The sequence below is a fragment of the Nostoc sp. MS1 genome, assembly GCF_019976755.1.
GTDB lineage: Bacteria > Cyanobacteriota > Cyanobacteriia > Cyanobacteriales > Nostocaceae > Trichormus.
In genome coordinates this window covers 5,217,239-5,235,015 of the sequence record NZ_AP023441.1, presented here as the reverse complement: position 1 = coordinate 5,235,015, position 17,777 = coordinate 5,217,239, and the positions used below count along the sequence as shown (strand labels likewise).

Genomic DNA, 17,777 nt, shown 5'->3' with positions numbered 1-17,777 from the left:
AACGGCAGCATAACGGTAATGTTAACTGCCGTAATAAATATTGATTAGAAAGATGTTAATATCTCTAGTTGAGATGACGCAGGAGACAGACTCAATCAGTTATCAGATGACGTTCACTTGTGACTGCTAACCTTTCACTGATATACTCACTCAGTACTTAGTACTCATCATGCGCTAAACGCGCCGCTACTGCTAACAGCACTCATATACAAGTGCAATATCTGAAAACGAAGAAGATAAAAATCGAAAACCCTACACCTGCATAAAACACACTATTAATTCCACCCAAGCCAAAAGCTATACCCATCAAAAGCGGACCTAATGTCTGTCCTAGACCGAGAAATGTGCCGTTGACGGAGAGAATAGTTGCTAAATATTCTCTTGGTGCTAAATCGGCTAATAGTGTTTGAATACTGGGAAAACCAACACCTAAACCAATGCCAAAAATTGTAGTAGGGATTAGTAAAAACCAAATACTGGGCATAAACGGGACAATAAATAGAGCTAAGGCATACAAAAGAAAAGATGCTCTAATTAAAGTTGTGGGGTTATATTTTCTTGCTAACCTACCTAATTGGGAAGATGTAATTGTAATAGCTACAGAAACACTAGATAATAGTATGCCAATTGTAGCAGGTGGTTGTTTAAATACATCACTAATTAGCTGTGGTAGGTAAGTAATATAAGCACCGTAGAGAAGGGCAAAATTAGCGGCACTGGCAATAAAAAGCCCAAATAATCGACGGTTTTTTAATACTTTTCCGGCATTAGTTAAATATTTTTTGAGATTGCGATCGCCTTTTGGTTCTGGATTATTTAATCCAAATATTACCAACAACCCAATCGGTATAGCGACTATGGGCAACATAAAGGGATAATACCAGCCTAGTGTTGCCAATGCTCCGCCAATTGTAGGATAACTCGCTGTACCAATACTACTAACACTAGCATTGAAACCCATTGCCGCAGTCCGTCTATTTCCCGTATACAAATCACCAATCAAGGTAATACTGAGAGATAGTAAAGAAGCTGCACCAATTCCTTGGAGCAAACGTAACCACAGCAATAAATTGAAATCACGGGCAAAAGCGCAAGCTGTACCAGCAATGCCAAATAAGAATAGGGAAGGAACGATAATTTTTTTCCTGCCTAATCTATCAGCTAAGACACCAATAATAGGGCCTAAAATTACAGCCGGAAATGTAAACACTGTCACAAGTAAACCCAGGTTTTTAGGTTCTACCTCTAAGGCTTTAGCTAATCCAGGAAAAGCCGGAGTTACACTAGAAACTCCAATTACAGCAATTAACGTAACTGCACAGATAATTTGAAAGTTTAGCTCTTGGAAAACTGGTTTATTGCGCTCAAATTGTTCCGGTTCGTTGGTTGAGGTCATTGAATTTTACCTAATAGTAGAAGGTAGGAGGCAAGAGAATAGTAACTTTTACTCCTCATTCAGCACTCAATACTCACACTTTGAAGTTAATAGCTAATATATGTGAGTACATTTATAAGTAAAAAATCTCTATTTCTAAAAAGAAAAAACTGTGCGTAATGTACCCGTAATAATTGTGCTATTGCTATTTTGATTACTGGGATGAGTAATTACTTGGAGTAAGGGAGTAACTCGAATATTATCATTAACAGGAAAGTTATAGAACGCTTCAAAATTTGTTTGTGTTGCGTTACCCAAAGAACTTTCAACGAAAGGTTGACCGACTGCGATTCCGGCGATCGCTCTATTTACAAATAAGTCTCGAAACCCTACCCCAGCCATCCAATAATTCGGCTCAATGTCACCTAATGAAGTATTTGGATAACTGGCATAACCATAACGACCAAACAGACCTACACGATTATTTAAGGCTAAGTCAAAATTAACTCCCAAACCCTGAAAACTGCTACCAAATAACCTACCACCACTGTATTGTAGGCGCACAGCAAAAGCACGATTAGGAGCATATTCAAGTTCGATAAAACCTTGGTAGGGATCACCAAATAAACCACCTTCAGCACCGCCTCCAGCTATTGGGAATAAACGAATATCTTCAGGTGTGCCACCACCAAGTAACCCTTCATTTTCTGGTAATGAATTGGTAGCATCTCCAGAAACATACAATCCTCGTAACTTTAATGGAATGGCTTTTGGCTGCCACTCAACAAAAGCACCCGCTCCCGCAGGTCTGGGAAGTAATATGTAATTATTAATAAAAGCTTGTGTGGAAAAATCCAAAAAGCTGTTGTTGGCGTAGCGATTTTTATCTACAAAATCGCCAGCGACAATTGCTGGGCCAACTGTTACCTGTAAATCTGGAAGCGGAGTAAAAGTGTAATATAAACGCGCTACGCTAAATTGTCCATCTCTACCAGGAATAGAAAAATCTAAGGTACTTCCTAAATTTGGTTCTAGAAAGCCGCCTGCATTATCATTGGCCCCATCGCTCCCAGTTACCAAACGAATTTTTAGTAGGTCTGTACCATAAAAACTGGTGTTTAAATCTAGGCTAGCTCGATAAATAAACGTAGCGTTAGGATTATCTTCAGTAATTACTCTGCCTCTAGGTGCAATTATTCTGTCACCAGCAAAACTGCCAGCATTGATGGCAAATATTGCTTGACCTATTAACTTGGTTGTAGTGGAAAATTGATTGGCTTCTAGTCTGGCTGTTTGTGCTTCGAGAGTATCAACTTTTGTAAGTATTACTGCCAACTCTGTAGCAAATGCTTCCTGAAGTCTTTTTAATGTCTCAAGGTCTTGGGTTGTGATTAAATTTTCCTTACCTAAACTAATTAATTCGTCAACCTGCTCTAAGACTGCATTTACACCAACAGCAAATTCGTAACGACTCATGGCGCGGTTTCCCTGAAAAGTGCCGTTGGGATAACCAAGCTTTACGCCATAACGCTCTGCCAAAGATTGCAGCGCTACAAAAGCCCAATCTTGGGGTTGTACATCTTGTAGTTGGTTGACTGGGGTTATTTGGGGTAAAGTTAGTTCTTCGCTTTCAGCATCAATACTTGGTGAGGGTTGAGCCAGTGCGTAGCTAGTATGGGAAATGAGACACCAACACCACACAGATATAACAAGTAATTGACCAATCACTCTCATTTCTTTACAATTGCGACACCACCCACAAAAGTTTACAGCATCTTATTAGGTGAGTCTTGTCTATTCTTGTACATCGTCAAATTATATTGTGTTTGTTGAAACACTTATCATGTCTTGGTGGCTGGTAATGGGTAATGGGAGAAAACAATTACCCATTTGCTATTGCGCAAAGTCTGAGCGGAGGAAACCTCCGCTCAGACTTTGTAAGAGAACCTGTTACAAATTAACCAGACTTGATATCAAAGGCGATCGCTTTGTTAATTTTAAATTTTGAGTTGAAACTAAAGAGTAAAATACAGGAAAACACCCTTGCGAGGAAGGGTGTTTTAAGATTAATTCTTTTGAAATCCAGCTATATTGTTATGAGTTGGGCGATCGCTTTTTACTGGCGTAACATCCAAAGGTAATTGAACTGTAAAAGTGCTACCTTTACCTAGATCACTTTGCACATTCAATTTGCCTTGATGTGCTTGAACAATTGCAAAGGCGATCGCCAATCCTAATCCAGAACCGCCAGTGCTACGAGAGCGATCGCCACTCACCCGATAAAAGCGGTCAAAAATCCGTGTTTGCTCTTTTGGGGCAATGCCAATACCCGTATCTTGAACCTGAATCACAGCATGATTGTCATTGCGGTTTAAGAAAACAGTTACCTGTCCTCCCTTGGGCGTATATTGAATCGCATTGACAATTAAATTAGAAACCAAGCGATAAAGCTTATCAGAATCACCCACAACATTAATAAGATTTTCTACTTGTCCGCAATATTTCAGTGTCACCCCAGACGTAAATGCCATTGCGGAAAACTCTTCTATTAAATCACTGATAATATCGTTTAGACAACAAAGTTCCCGTTGTACTGCTTGGGATTGTTTATCTATACGAGCCAGCAACAGCAAATCTGCAACTAGAGTCGTGAGTCTGTGATTTTGACGCTGTAACGTTTGTAGAATATTTCGTGTTTCAGCCTCATCCAGTTGCGGCATTAAAAGTGCTGATTCCACTGTTGCTTGTGCCGCAGCCAAAGGAGTTCGCAACTCGTGTGCCGCATCCGCCGTAAACTGTTGTATCTGTTCATAGGATTGGTAAATCGGCTTCATGGCTAACCCTGCTAACTGCCAACTGGCAACGCTAACCAAACCCATTACCATCGGTAATCCTAACCCCAAAATCCATCTGAGAGTAGCCAGTTCGCTTTCAAAATCCTCAAGACTTCGCCCCACGTGCATATACCCCCAATTGCGATTATCTTGGGTATGCAGTGCTAGGGAAACTTGGTAGTAAAGGAAACCTTTACTGTCTTTAAGGGTTTGCCAGATTTCATTTTCAGAGATTTTGGAGATTTTCTCAGGATAATCACCTGTTGTACCAATCAGTCGTCCTGAATTATCAAAAAAACGCACATAGTAGTTGCTCTGATTAATCTTTCCCAAAACATGGCGTTTGAACAAAGATTGCTCTTGAATACAATTAGACCCAACAATACATAAATTTGACAACAGCTTCTGTGCAATTGGCTCTAAACGTCCAGGCTGCTGTAGTTTCATTTCCAGATTGTCATGCAATGTCCCTACCACAGACTCCAATTCCCGGTCTAGGGCTTTCCAATGGAAATAGGACATTGCTCGATACACAGCAATTCCAGATATGCTCAGAATTACAGCCATGACTCCAGCATAGGAGAAAGCCAGTCGCCAACGAGTACTGTTAAATAGTTTATTTTGATTCATCGGTGAGATTTAGACGATATCCCATGCTATGTAAAGTCTCAATTGGGTTGGCACAACCACTGTTAACTAGTTTGCGTCGCAACAGCCGCACTTGAGCCGCCACCACATTACTACTGGATTCTATACTTACTTCCCACAACTGATTGCGAATTTGTTGTGTAGTAATAATTTGATTTGGGTGCTTCATAAAGTATTCTAGTAGCTGAAATTCCTTGGTCGTTAAGGAAATCTCCTGTTTTCTCCCTACAGCATCTGTACTAACGACTGTACTGTTACTGTAATCTAAAGTAAAATTTCCTACACTTAATTGTTGAGATTGGAAATTGGCAGGACGACGTTGTAAAGCTCGCACCCGCGCCAGTAATTCCATCATGCTAAATGGCTTCACCAAGTAGTCATCCGCACCTGCATCCAGCCCTGCAACTCTATCTTCTACTCGGTCTTTTGCTGTTAGCATCAACACAGGCAGAGGATTGCTCTGCTTACGTAGCCGTTGACATAACTCTAATCCTGAAATACCTGGCAGCATCCAATCAACAATCGCTAAGGTGTATTGTGTCCAACTATTTTCCAGATAAGCCCATGCGTCAGTACCATCCATCACCCAGTCAACTAAATATTTTTGCTGATTCAGAGTTCGTTTAATTGCAACTCCTAAATCTGGCTCATCTTCTACAAGTAACAATCTCATACAATCATCTTGAGTCGTTAAAGTTTGGTTGTCATGTTGTGAAATAAGCATCATAGGTTACGGGTTCGCCCTAAGAATAGATTGACAGAACTTGATGAAATTGAGATGAAATTTCAGAACCTAAGTATTTTTAAGATATGTTGACTGTGATGATTAAAAACCTCACCTTCACAGTAAATTTTAGAATAGGAGATTTGCCGTAGCCAGATTTTGCTCATCAATAAAAATGTAAAATTTTATCAAAACACAGAAGCGTTTATTTATCATCAGTTTGAACCCAAACTGAACCAAGTGGGATTTCCGTTGCCATACTGACTATTTTGCCATAGAGCCGATACATCCAAATCCGACTATAAACAATAGTATCAAAGTCTTTCATAGATATTTCCAACCTGGTTTGAGGAGGTACTGGTTGGCAGAAAACAATTTTTGTCTTTCTATCATTAATAAAAGTCTTAGCAGCAAATTTTTGACCTAATTTATTCTTCACCTCAATTCCTTTGCGAAATGTTACACCAACTGGTAATTTAATCACTAGTTCAGAAAGAGCTTGACTTTGAACATGAATTTCAAACCTATGGATCGCACCACATAAAACTGCATTGGGAATTGCATTACCCTGACTAATATAGGCATATTTGGTATCTTGGCTTTTGAGTGCAGGTATAGATGAAATCAGAAAAGAAAGCAGCCAAGTTATTTTGCAATTATCAATCAACATTTTTACTCCAATAGCTATTTCAAAATGAAACTAACTTTTTGTCCTTTTACTTATCTTGCCAAATACAAATGAAATCAGGATGAAAAACTAGACTAAACTAATATTTTTTATTATTAAAACTTACAAAAATTGCACTATATAACTTAGATAAAGATTTTTTAACAAAAAAGCCAGTCTTTTATAACTGGCTTGCAAGAAGCATATAAGAAACTAATATTAATAATGACAGATCAAGATAAAAATAAGATGAAATTATTAATAGTAAGTTAGTAATTTTATATATTTACTTAATTGCGGAATTCTGTGACCAATGAAAAAGTATTTAACACTTCATAAAACATTAATTACTGAGTTCTTTATCTTTATCGAGTAGTCAAAAATATAGCAGTCCTAAATAATTTGTGAACTTTTTTATTTATCGTTTCTTTGAGACGGACACTTTCCTTTTTTGAGAAGATGTGACACGTAGCTTACTTCTCTAAAGAAGTAAAACAAACCGGTAGTAACTTCCGCATAGGAAGATCCTATTTTTTGTGTCTATCTGATGCTTTGCAGAAAGCTGCAGTATGTCCACTTCAAAAGAAGTAATTATCACAAATCATTTAGGATTGCTATAGGTCTATAAATTCATACGAAATCTAGCTGCACCTATAGGAATTTCTGTGTCACTATCAATAAATTTGACCGAGAACCAGTAAACAGGCCCGTTACCACCAGTAGGTCGTTTCAAATTTTTAATGTTAATTTCCAAGTTGGTGTTGGGAGCAACTGTTTCTGGAAATGCTATTAGTATAGTTTTGTCATTGACAGAAACATTAGTGTTAATTTTCTGCCCCTTATTACCTATAATCTCAATTTCATTATTTTCACTGACATTTACAACATTTGGAAGCTGAATAATTAGATGAGAAACAGCTTTGCTTTTTTGGGGAATGTGTATCCGAAAAGTATGTCTGACACGTTCCCAGTGCGTAGGAGGAAAATCAGAGTTACCATCAATATGGGGAAAAGAAGCATTATCATCATGGGCAATAGCATAGTTCGTAGGAATTAACAGTGCGGTAGTCAAAGTGAATATAGCAGCATAAATCAGCGATTTTTTCATATTTACTCCTCACTTAATCAAGTATGCCAACAAAATTCTAGGTTCATTAAAAAGAATGAATCTATTTTTATATCGATGCTTTATCACTTGAAAAAATTTAAATTAACCATCTTATCAATCATCTATATAATTAGAAAAAATCCAAATATTAATTAATTTTAACTTACTCATTTGTGGAATTATGCTATGTTGTTCCATTTCACAGTTATTGATGAAATAAAGCTGAGTGTTTTTTATTTCTTATCTAAATTTAAAGATTAAAAGGTGTTAAATTGAGCTTGACCGACGGGAATTTCTGTATCGCTACCAACAACTTTAGCTGAAAAGTTATAAACAGAATCAGCACCGTTAATTGGTTGTTGCACTTTGTTTAGGGCAATCAAGAGTTTATTAATGTTAGAAGTAACTGCTTCAGGAAAATCTATAATGATTCTTCTATTATCTACAGAAACATTAATGTTAATTTCTTGATCCTGGTCATCAAACACAGTAATGTCATTACTCACTGCTACGGTGGTAGGAGCATCGATAATTAGTTGGGAAAGGGGCTTGCCATTTTTGGGAACGCGCAATTGGAAAGTGTGTTTAACAATGCGCCAATTAATAGAAGGTAACTGCAAAGAATTATCAATTTTGTTACCTGTATCATCACCAGTTTTGGCAGTTACACTATCAGTGTGAATTAAAGCTGCACTAGCCATAACGAATGCAGTAACGTAAATTAAAATTCTGTTCATCTTGGCTATTGAAGTAGTAATCTGTTTTAACTAGATTGCAGATTCATCGTTGGTAAATAAATCTCTCTTTAACTAGCTTGACAGGTCACTATGAAATCAAGATGAAATTTTGACTAGTTGAGACAAAAAATTTTTCAATTAAATTCCGGCAAGGCTATTGCACGTTCACCCAAAAATCGGCAGTGACGATTTTACCATTGCGATTGAACTGACCCCAAAGTTTATACTTACCAGGTTTGGGAAATTTAGTTATGTAAAGACTGCGATCGCAGCAATCAAGCGATTCATAATGTTTTCTCAGTTTAAGTATCGAGTCAAAGACAGACCCGCCAAATATCACTTTAAGTTGAGACAATGAAATCAGGATGAAATCAACAACAGCAATGTTTACTTTTTCTGACGTAGGCATAGCCCGCTATAGGCATTGCCCTGGTTATTTCCCTTTCCTCTAGGGGTGACACAAAGCATCTAGTATAATTATTAACATTGCACTTTCACCATTAGCCCCTAGTTTCTGCTGCTTTCCCGAAGAGGTGGTCAGAAGTTGAGCATCAGCCTAAAAACCGTGTTCCAGCCATACTATAATAATTGGGACACGGTACTTAGATAACTATTATTCGTAATTACCACTACTGTAACTGTAGGAAGTGGCTGCCTTTCCAGCTATGCAAACTAGAGAGATTATTGATTAACGGTAAACCGACCGTTCACTTTTTCGCCTCCTATATCCGCAGTAACTCTTACTTGATATTGACCCGCAGCAGTTCCAGGAAGCAAAGCTGTATAGCGTTGACCCTTCGCATCATGTTTTAAATCTAAGGTTTTCTGAGTTCCATCAGGTAGCTGAACTTGAGCAGTTACTTTAGCATTGGCAATCTTCTCGTGTTTTTCTCCTTTTTCTAAAAAGAAATCGAAATGGATTTCTTGATCGTGTTTATCAGCTAATAACTCTAAATGGTACTGGCCTACGTCAATAACTTGACCACCATGAGAATGTTCTTTACCTGCTTCATGGGATTCATTGTGAGTTTTGTCCTCCGATTTAACAGCCTCTGATTTAGCCGTATCTGTTTTTGCAGTAGTTGCTACAGGCGAGGCTGCTTCAGTGCTAACTGTCGAATTGTTTGCTTGAGTTCCATTACTACAAGCACCTAAAAAAAGTAGTCCTGCACTTCCTAGAATAACTAATCCTGATTGTAGTGATTTCATACATTTACTCCTCATCCAAAATAGTTAAAAATCAACACAAATTTGTTACACAAAATGCTCATGTAGATAACATCAATTTTCCAATACTCCTTCAGGTACTTTGCCATTATCCACAATTGACAAACTTCTTTTGGGTAGTAAAAACTTACCGAATTTAGCATATAACGCAGGTAAAACTACTAAAGTCAACGCCGTAGAAGTAACCAGACCACCCAAAACAACTATTGAAAGCGGTTGTAAAATTTCCTTTCCCGGGCCGCTTTCAATCACCAATGGTGCTAATCCTAAAGCTGAGGTAAAAGCCGTCATCAAAATTGCGTTTAGTCTTTCCATTGAACCTTTAATTAAAACTTCTTTCAATGGCATACCTTCAGCATATTTGGTGTTGTAATTATCTACTAGCAACAAACCGTTACGAGTTGCCACCCCAAATAAAGTTACAAACCCTACTAAAGAAGCGATAGAAATTACGCCGCCACTTAAAGCTACTGAAAATACTCCTCCTACTAATGCCAATGGTAAGTTAATCATAATCATGACGGTAGAGGGAATAGATTTGACTGAAAGATACATAATTACCGTAACAACAACAACAGCTACGACACTGAAAATCAAGATATTTTGAGTAGCTCTTTCTTCTGCTTCAAATTGACCTGCGTATTGGATATAGTAATTAGCAGGTATTTGTACTTGTTGCTGAACTTTATCCTGAATTTCATTGACAATAGCTCGGACATCTCTACCACTAGCATTCGCAGAAACCACAATTAAACGAGAGACGTTTTCTCTATTAATAGTGTTGGGGCCAGTACCATTATCAATTGTGGCAACTTGTGCTAAAGGAATCTTTTGACCATCAGGAGTATCAACTAATAAATTGCGAATTCTATCCAGGTTTTGACGATAATCGGCATTTAACCAGACAACTAAATCAAAAGTTTGTTGCTTTTCCAAAACTTGTGAAACAGTTTTACCATTGAGAGCAGTTTCAATAATTTCAGAAAGTTTTCCGACAGTCAAACCGTAGCGAGCAGCAGCAAGACGGTTAAATTTAATTTGAATTTGTTCGATGGGTATTTGGGGTTCAAGTTGTAAATCTACAATTCCATTAACGGTTTTCATCACTTCATTTACTTGACTCCCAACAGTGCGGAGTTGCTCTAAGTCGGGGCCGAAAATTTTGACAGCGATCGCACTTCTCACCCCAGATAAAACTTCATCCATGCGGTGGGAAATAAAACCACCAATATTCGGTGCTACCCCTGGTAATTTACTAAATTCCTCCCTTAGCTTGGCGATCGTCGCTTTCCTATCTTTCATTCCCTCATCGCTAATTTCAACATCCAAGTGTCCGAAGTTCACCGCCGCCGCATCCTCGTCACCAGGCGCACGTCCTGAACGCATCTGCACATAAGGAAATCTGGGATCGTCTTTAAGTGCATCTTGAATAGCTAAACCTGCGTTATTAGCTACTTCTAAAGATACACCCGGATATAGCGTCAAGGAATTAACTAAAGTTTGTTCCTGAAACTCAGGTAAAAATATTCTCCCGAAAGAGCCTAAAATTACAAATGCAGCTACTAAACTTGCAGTAGCCACAGCTAAAATAATTCCTGAACGGCGGAAGGAAAAATTTAACCAAGGAGAATAAAACCGCTTAAAAAATCTTGCTACCCAAGGTTCGTTTTCTGGTAAGTGACCATGAGGTAATAAAATAGCACATAACGCTGGAGTTACTGTTAAAGCTGTTATGCTGGAAGCAATCACAGCTGCCATATAACCTAACCCCATTGGAATAAAAATACTCCCTTCTACGCCACTCAAAACAAAAATTGGTGAGAAGACAACTATAGTAATAATTGTCGCTCCAAATACAGAGTCTCGTACTTCCTGACAACCATCAAATACTACATCTAAAACCGGACGTGGATTGGGAGAATATTTATTTTCGCGCAAGCAACGGTAAACATTTTCCGCATCAACAATGGCATCATCAACAGCTGAACCAATTGCTACTGCCAAGCCTCCCAGCGTCATAGTATTTAAACCTTGTCCTAACAAATTTAGGAGCATTACTCCTACTAATAAAGACAACGGAAGGGCAGTTAAACAAATTGCTAAATTCCGCCAATTCATCAAAAATGGGATGAGGATTAGCGCAACGATAATACCACCTTCAATTAAAGCTTCTCTAACATTTTCAATTGAAGAATCTATATAGTTTTCTTGACGGAAAGTAGCAGTAACTTTGATATCTTTGGGCAAGCCTACTTTAATTTCCTCCATCGCCGCTTCAATGGCACGGGTGACAGTGGGAGTATCGGCTTGAGGCTGTTTATTAATCATGACAATAATCGCCTTTTTACCGTTGAAACTGCCATCGCCTCGTTTAATAGCTGCACCGATTTGGACATCAGCAACATCAGCAATTTTCACAGGTGTACCATTGCGGGAAGTAATTACAGATTGTTGTAATTCTTCGATAGATTCAATGCGTCCAATCCCGCGAATTAGCTTTTCGCGATCGCCAGTAATTAAATAACCACCAGGAGCGTTAAGATTAGCAGCAGATGTGGCTTGTACTACATCTTCTAAGGTGAGATTAAAAGCGTTTAATTTATCTGGATTAACTAATACTTGATATTGGCGAACATCACCGCCATAAGCCACTACCTGAGAAACCCCAGGAACAGCTAAAAGGCGGTTTGTTACTTGCCAATCTACAATCCGACGTACTTCCATTAAAGGAGTAGTTTCGGAAGTGAAGGCATATTGTAAGACAATGGCGATGACAGAACGGTTGGGAGAAACTTGCGGTGTTTCCAGTCCTTGTGGAAGTTTACTTTGCGCTTGTTGCAATCGCTCTGTTATTAACTGTCTGGCTTGATAAATATCTGTTCCCCAGTTAAAAACAACTTTGACAACAGAGACTCCCGATGCACTGGAAGAACGGACTACCGAGACTCCCGGCGTACCATTGATTGCACTTTCAATTGGTAAAGATACTAAAGATTCAACTTCTTCTGGTGCTAGCCCTGGTGCTTCTGTTTGAATTTCAACTTGGGGTGGTGCAAAACTGGGAAAGACATCCAAGGGCATTTGGATAATGGTACGAAATATCCAAATCATGGCAATAATTGTACCAAGGATGACTAACCAACGACGGGCTATAGCCCACTTAATGATGGCAGTTAGCATTATTAGATTCTATTAATGACAGTTTGACTAAATGTAAAAATTAAAAGGCACTCATCAAGAAAACCCTATTTATTTTTTCTAAACAACACAAATAGCACGCATGAAACCTCAGCGACACCTTGCGTTAAGCTCCGCGCCCCTTTGCGTTGAAAAATGAATCAAATGCTTGGGATTTCTAATGATTGTCTTCTTGTTTATTCACAGGATGATGAGAATCAACAAGGGATGAGTTTTTAGAATTGTGGTCGAGATAGGTTTCCACTTCATATTGATACATTGGAGTATCCGAGTCAGAACTACCCACCGTTGCCATGCGAGGCTGAGTACGACGATTTGCCCAGACAGTACCCGTCCAAAAAGTGCCCGTGGCGATCACACCCCCAGCAGCTAAAATTAACCACCAGGGTAAGTTCAGTCCATTTGTACTTGCCAACGTCGCCTTTTGTGTATGTGCTGCTTCGTCATGACCATCATCCTTAGCTTGATTACCACCCAGTAAAGACTGAGCATAAAGCTGTGGTGCAAGCTGGGTAACAATTATATCTTCCTCAAATAAGCCAGTTTTAACCTCAACCATATCCCCAGAAGTTTGTCCCAAGGTGACATCAATGCCTTGGTAAACATTACCATTCTGCACATACACCAGTTTTTTCCCATTCGCCTCAACCACTGCGGAAGCGGGAATTGCCACTATCGGAGAAGATGTTTGGTCAGTCAAGACTTCCAGTTCAGCAAACATCCCTGGTTTTAATACTCCTCCTGGGTTGTCGATTTCGGCTTGCACAGATACTACCCGTGTCTCCCCTGATACTGCTGACCCAATCACCGCAATTCGTCCCGTGAAAGTGCGCTCAGGTACAGAAGCTACTTTCAAACTTACCCGCTGACCCTGGCGAATTCTATTTAAATCTTTTTCATAAATGTTAGCTGTAGCAAAAATCCGACTGTCATTAACAATCGTCATCAGCTTGCCACCTGTATCCTCGAATGATTGTCCGAGCGTCACTTCCCTGTCAGCAACTTTACCAGAAATCGGAGCTGTTACTGTCACCAATCCTTTACCGTTGGCACGGGTTCCCAGTTGGGATAACCGAGTTTGGTAAATATCACTACTGAGATTGATTCTTGACTTTGCTACACTTACTGCTGCTTGAGCGCGTTTGAGTTGATTTTCAGCCTCGATGACATCCCGACGGTTATTAGCTCTAGAAAGTAAGGCTTTGGCTTCTGCTAATTTGGTTTGGGATTCCAAAGCATTACGCCGTGGTAAAGCACCGGCATCTGCTAACTCTTTATCCTTGCTATACCTTTCTTGAGCAAAAGATATTTGACTTTGGGCTTCGGCTATTTCAGCTGCGGCTATCTGCTGATATCGTTGGTAGTTTTGTTGAGCCAGTTTCAAGTCAGCTTGCGCTTGCTGCAAATCTGCCTGACCTTGAGCGAGTTTTTCCTGAGATTCAACCCGCAGTGTCACTAAATCAAGACTGGATAGAACTGCAACAGGTTGACCTTTTTTAACACTTGCACCGGGTTCTACTAACAACTCAACCACTTTCGCCCCAGAAATGGGAGTAGTTACTTCTACTTTTTGGTTAGGTAGAGTCTCTATTTGTCCGGTGGTTTTAATGGCGACTGCTAGACGCTGACGTTTAGCTGGTTCAACTTTAACTCCTAACCGTTGAGCAGTTTTAGCATCTACTGAGACTTGTTGCGAAGTCGTTGATGAACCGCTACCAAATTCTGAGCCGCTACCGTGGCTGTGACCGCCACCGGCTAAAACAGGTACACTGTAAGCCAGTAATAAAAGATTGAGGATTGTTCCAGAAATACAACGGATGGTTTTTGCAGCTTGGGAATGGGAATTTTGCATCACGCTTCAATAGTCCTTAAGTTTCAGCTTAATTTGGGCGATACTTGGGGTTTGGGGTTGCGCTTCGTGCTTCACACACTCTTATGTCTGGGAACCATAGCTAACAAATGCAATACTGTCATTATTTAGCTTGTGAGAGTGAAAAAGCTTTCTATTCCAAGTTTTCCACGTCAAGATGAAATTAGGATGAAATTCGAGAGATAACTGTAAAAGTGTTGTAAGGGTAAATCTGTAAAATATTGCAGCTTTCAGATAAACTTCGCACCAATGCAAACATCTATAACCTATACACCATAGTAGTTTATCTCTAGTGTGGTAAAACTCACTAGAGAAGACGACTCTCTAGATTAGCTAAGTAAGCCTTTGGGTCTCGGCGAAATCGATATTGTTCAATTCTTGCTTTGTGGTGTTTTTGCAATTGAGAGCGTAATTCGAGCCAAGTAACAATATCAACTTGTGCTAAATCAGATGCGGTAAAAGAATGAAGTTTAGTAGCAATGGCACAGGCAAGTTTGACAGAGCCACGAATAACAAGGGATGAGGGGGCAACCTTACGACCAGTACAAAGACGTTGATGATGACGTAGCATACCAAAAGCGTGTTCTAAGTCATTATTAGTTCTAGGAAAATCTTCAATTTCATAACAATGAAAAAGTCCAGACCAGTAGCTGTGGGTAACAATCACTAAAAGAATTATCGAAGCTCATCAAGGAAGTATTATAGCTAGTAGCGTTGATAATCAAGGGGCAACTTTCACCATTTATTTGCCATTAAAAGCTTAGAAAAATAATCATTAAAGTGAAATGCAGAAATTTTATCTTAGTTAATATTTTGGTTTATTTGCTAGTAAAGATTGCTCAATATCTATAAACCCATTGAATATAAAATCACCCGATCATACAATCTATCAGGCAAAAGATACTTGAGTATCACTGCCAATTTTGCGTCTTGACCGATGAGATAGCGTGTCTTTGGTTTTTTTGCCGTGAGTGCATGAATAACAGCCTTAGCTACAATATCCGGTGAAATGCCTTTAGATGCTATGATTCCCGTTTGTTTACGTACAGCAGTCATAGCGGAACCGTAGAGATGTTCGGCAGATGGTGACAAATTTTGCTTTGCTATATCGGCTTGAGTAAAAGATTTTTCCCAAATAGGGGTAGAAATCGCACCTGGTTCAATAATTGAAACTGAAATCCCCCAAGGTCGTAATTCCATACGCATTACATCGGTGAGCGCTTCAAGGGCAAATTTGGAAGCATTGTAAGCACCAAGAAATGGAGCAGCACTTCTACCACTAACAGAACCCATATTGACAATTCGTCCTCGACCTTGCCGCAATAAACCAAGAAATGCTTGTGTGACTGCTAATTGTCCAACCAGATTAACTTGTATTTGTTGTTGAAATTCAGCAATAGGTAATAATTCTAGTGGGCCAGGAATCGCAATACCAGCATTATTTACTAAACCGAAAATTTCATCACCAACGGTATTTTTTACTGTCTCAACTGCAAATGCAATTGAATCAGCATCGGTCACATCCAAAAAAATAGGCATGAGTCTTTGAGAGGCTTTCTGTTGAAGTTTTTGAGCATCAACCTCTTTACGTACTCCAGCAAAGACACAAAATCCTAGTTTGTCTAAAAGCAAAGCGCAGGCTTCACCAATTCCTGTTGATGCTCCTGTAATCACAACTACACCTTGATTTTTTGGCAGCATTTATGTTCTCCAAACTTTGAGCTTTAACTATAAAATTATTGGCTGGAGACAAATGACACATTTGCTACTTATCAAACAGAATTGAAGAGTCAGAAGTTAAAGGGCAAAATTCATTCTAAATCCTGTATAAAACTAAGAATCATTGTCTGTGATTATACTAATTTATGACGTAGTAAACTATATGGTTTTACTAATTAAATCTGCGGAATTTGGAAATATACAGTTGTGGGAGATTCGTCTGTGTGAAGCGATCGCATCATTCATACTTGGATTTAGCAACGTTAAAAAACTTAAGCGCCTGTTGCTGATGGTATTGCAACACTTTTACACAGACACGGCGTAAAACTTGAGTTACTATGTCTCCTATTGCCATTGTGCAGTTATTGTGGGGAGTAGTAGAACATAAGCTATGACAGAAGTTACAAGTACACAGTCTGTAGTTAATTTAGCTGATATTGCCAATAGATTTACGTTTCAGGGTAAAGTGACCAATGTGCAGAACTTTGGCAGTGGTAATATTAACGATACTTTTTTGGTAACTGTTGATTCTTTAGAGGAAAAGCCTTTTATACTACAACGTATCAACACCCAAGTATTTCGCCAGCCTGAACTGATCATGCAGAATATGCGGATATACAGTGATCATGTTCAAAAACGTCTCCAACAGACACCTCTTAACCGTCGGTGGGAAGTACCGCGCGTACTCCCCACCAAAGATCATCATGACTATTGTACTGATGTTAACGGTGATTTTTGGCGGGCGATTAGTTTTATCGACAAGTCGCAATCTTTCGACACCATGCAGAACTTAGCCCAAGCTCAAGAAATTGGCTATGCTTTGGGGATGTTTCACAACTTAATCAGCGACTTACCACCAGAAACAATGGCGGATACCCTGGCGGGTTTCCACATTACACCACTTTATCTGCGCCACTACGAACAAGTACTACCTACAAGCACACAGCAACCATCCCCAGAATTAGATTATTGCTTAAAATTTGTCAGCGATCGCCAAACTTACGCACATATCCTAGAAGACGCTAAAACTGAGGGTAAATTGCCGTTACGCTTAATGCACGGTGATCCAAAAATTAACAATATCATGTTTGACACTGTAACCCACCAAGCTGTGAGCGTCATCGACCTAGATACAGTTAAACCCGGTTTAGTACATTATGACATTGGTGATTGTTTGCGATCGGGTTGCAATCCGGCTGGAGAAGAAACGGAACACTGGCAAAGCGTTTATTTCGATACAGATTTATGTCAAGGAATCTTACAGGGTTATCTGTCGGTAGCAAAGGCATTTCTTACTGAGAATGATTACGCATATATGTATGATGCTATACGCCTCATCGCCTTTGAATTAGGATTAAGATTCTTCGCTGACTATCTAGCCGGGAATGTTTATTTTAAGATTAAATACCCAGAACATAATTTAGTCAGGGCGCTTGTGCAATTTAAACTCACAGAAAGTATTGAGTCTCAAGCTATCAAGATTCAGAAAATTATTCAAGATATGAAATGATATCAAGTCTGACTAATTACTTAAGATATAGTTCTTTTAATTGGTAATAGGTTCTCTTACAAAGTTCTGAGCGGAGGAAACCTCCGCTCAGACTTTGTGCAATAGCAAATCGGTAATTTTTATCTATCATTACCAATTACCCATTACCAACCACCAAGAG

15 protein-coding genes are annotated in these 17,777 nt (G+C 39.1%); 2 read left to right on the top strand and 13 right to left on the bottom strand.

The genetic code is table 11. From position 1 onward, the window contains the following. Positions 1–202: 202 nt before the first annotated feature. From NSMS1_RS22680 to NSMS1_RS22620, 13 genes are all read right to left on the bottom strand, one after another. Positions 203–1,396 (bottom strand): MFS transporter, encoded by a 1,194-nt coding sequence (locus NSMS1_RS22680; protein WP_224086981.1) that lies wholly within the window; start codon positions 1,394–1,396, stop codon positions 203–205. Positions 1,397–1,531: 135 nt separating this feature from the next. Beyond that, the gene (locus NSMS1_RS22675; RefSeq protein ID WP_224086980.1) at positions 1,532–3,109 is read right to left on the bottom strand and encodes an iron uptake porin; all 1,578 of its coding nucleotides are present in this window, start codon (positions 3,107–3,109) and stop codon (positions 1,532–1,534) included. 332 nt (positions 3,110–3,441) lie between these two features. Next, positions 3,442–4,839 carry a two-component system sensor histidine kinase RppB gene (gene rppB, locus NSMS1_RS22670; protein ID WP_224086979.1) on the bottom strand — a complete coding sequence of 466 codons (1,398 nt, stop codon included), beginning with the start codon at positions 4,837–4,839 and terminating at the stop codon, positions 3,442–3,444. Next, positions 4,826–5,530, bottom strand: coding sequence for a two-component system response regulator RppA (gene rppA, locus NSMS1_RS22665; protein WP_411908696.1), 705 nt, complete (start codon positions 5,528–5,530; stop codon positions 4,826–4,828). The genes rppB and rppA overlap by 14 nt, the downstream gene beginning before the upstream one ends. Positions 5,531–5,786: 256 nt before the next feature. Then, entirely contained in the window at positions 5,787–6,251 is a 465-nt protein-coding gene (locus NSMS1_RS22660) for a DUF2808 domain-containing protein (protein WP_224086978.1), read from the bottom strand. 619 nt (positions 6,252–6,870) lie between these two features. Next, on the bottom strand, positions 6,871–7,356 hold the full coding sequence (locus NSMS1_RS22655; RefSeq protein ID WP_224086977.1) for a DUF2808 domain-containing protein: 486 nt from the start codon (positions 7,354–7,356) through the stop codon (positions 6,871–6,873). A 257-nt stretch (positions 7,357–7,613) separates the two neighbouring features. Continuing rightward, positions 7,614–8,093 carry a DUF2808 domain-containing protein gene (locus NSMS1_RS22650; RefSeq protein WP_224086976.1) on the bottom strand — a complete coding sequence of 160 codons (480 nt, stop codon included), beginning with the start codon at positions 8,091–8,093 and terminating at the stop codon, positions 7,614–7,616. A gap of 154 nt (positions 8,094–8,247) precedes the next feature. After that, a complete protein-coding gene (locus tag NSMS1_RS22645) occupies positions 8,248–8,502 on the bottom strand; it encodes a hypothetical protein (RefSeq protein WP_224095437.1) in 255 nt (84 codons plus the stop codon). Positions 8,503–8,774: 272 nt separating this feature from the next. Continuing rightward, positions 8,775–9,302: a hypothetical protein gene (locus NSMS1_RS22640; protein ID WP_224086975.1), complete on the bottom strand. Its 528-nt coding sequence runs from the start codon at positions 9,300–9,302 to the stop codon at positions 8,775–8,777. A 72-nt stretch (positions 9,303–9,374) separates the two neighbouring features. Next, positions 9,375–12,500: an efflux RND transporter permease subunit gene (locus tag NSMS1_RS22635; RefSeq protein WP_224086974.1), complete on the bottom strand. Its 3,126-nt coding sequence runs from the start codon at positions 12,498–12,500 to the stop codon at positions 9,375–9,377. A gap of 175 nt (positions 12,501–12,675) precedes the next feature. Continuing rightward, positions 12,676–14,370: an efflux RND transporter periplasmic adaptor subunit gene (locus tag NSMS1_RS22630; protein ID WP_224095318.1), complete on the bottom strand. Its 1,695-nt coding sequence runs from the start codon at positions 14,368–14,370 to the stop codon at positions 12,676–12,678. 325 nt (positions 14,371–14,695) lie between these two features. Next, positions 14,696–15,055 (bottom strand): hypothetical protein, encoded by a 360-nt coding sequence (locus NSMS1_RS22625; protein WP_224086973.1) that lies wholly within the window; start codon positions 15,053–15,055, stop codon positions 14,696–14,698. Positions 15,056–15,234: 179 nt separating this feature from the next. After that, positions 15,235–16,089: an SDR family NAD(P)-dependent oxidoreductase gene (locus NSMS1_RS22620; RefSeq protein WP_224086972.1), complete on the bottom strand. Its 855-nt coding sequence runs from the start codon at positions 16,087–16,089 to the stop codon at positions 15,235–15,237. A 181-nt stretch (positions 16,090–16,270) separates the two neighbouring features. Between NSMS1_RS22620 and NSMS1_RS22615 the strand changes: the two genes are divergently transcribed. Then, entirely contained in the window at positions 16,271–16,432 is a 162-nt protein-coding gene (locus NSMS1_RS22615) for a hypothetical protein (RefSeq protein WP_224086971.1), read from the top strand. 66 nt (positions 16,433–16,498) lie between these two features. After that, positions 16,499–17,617: a phosphotransferase enzyme family protein gene (locus tag NSMS1_RS22610; RefSeq protein ID WP_224086970.1), complete on the top strand. Its 1,119-nt coding sequence runs from the start codon at positions 16,499–16,501 to the stop codon at positions 17,615–17,617. Positions 17,618–17,777 lie beyond the last annotated feature (160 nt).

Excerpts from the sequence above, each read along its gene's own strand:
- NSMS1_RS22635 (WP_224086974.1), bottom strand. The coding sequence starts at position 12,500 with ATGCTAACTGCCATCATTAAGTGGGCTATAGCCCGTCGTTGGTTAGTC.
- NSMS1_RS22615 (WP_224086971.1), top strand. The coding sequence starts at position 16,271 with ATGGTTTTACTAATTAAATCTGCGGAATTTGGAAATATACAGTTGTGG.
- rppA (WP_411908696.1), bottom strand. The coding sequence starts at position 5,530 with ATGAGATTGTTACTTGTAGAAGATGAGCCAGATTTAGGAGTTGCAATT.
- NSMS1_RS22680 (WP_224086981.1), bottom strand. The coding sequence starts at position 1,396 with ATGACCTCAACCAACGAACCGGAACAATTTGAGCGCAATAAACCAGTT.
- NSMS1_RS22660 (WP_224086978.1), bottom strand. The coding sequence starts at position 6,251 with ATGTTGATTGATAATTGCAAAATAACTTGGCTGCTTTCTTTTCTGATT.
- NSMS1_RS22620 (WP_224086972.1), bottom strand. The coding sequence starts at position 16,089 with ATGCTGCCAAAAAATCAAGGTGTAGTTGTGATTACAGGAGCATCAACA.
- NSMS1_RS22610 (WP_224086970.1), top strand. The coding sequence starts at position 16,499 with ATGACAGAAGTTACAAGTACACAGTCTGTAGTTAATTTAGCTGATATT.
- NSMS1_RS22650 (WP_224086976.1), bottom strand. The coding sequence starts at position 8,093 with ATGAACAGAATTTTAATTTACGTTACTGCATTCGTTATGGCTAGTGCA.
- NSMS1_RS22645 (WP_224095437.1), bottom strand. The coding sequence starts at position 8,502 with ATGCCTACGTCAGAAAAAGTAAACATTGCTGTTGTTGATTTCATCCTG.
- NSMS1_RS22655 (WP_224086977.1), bottom strand. The coding sequence starts at position 7,356 with ATGAAAAAATCGCTGATTTATGCTGCTATATTCACTTTGACTACCGCA.
- NSMS1_RS22630 (WP_224095318.1), bottom strand. The coding sequence starts at position 14,370 with ATGCAAAATTCCCATTCCCAAGCTGCAAAAACCATCCGTTGTATTTCT.
- rppB (WP_224086979.1), bottom strand. The coding sequence starts at position 4,839 with ATGAATCAAAATAAACTATTTAACAGTACTCGTTGGCGACTGGCTTTC.
- NSMS1_RS22675 (WP_224086980.1), bottom strand. The coding sequence starts at position 3,109 with ATGAGAGTGATTGGTCAATTACTTGTTATATCTGTGTGGTGTTGGTGT.
- NSMS1_RS22640 (WP_224086975.1), bottom strand. The coding sequence starts at position 9,302 with ATGAAATCACTACAATCAGGATTAGTTATTCTAGGAAGTGCAGGACTA.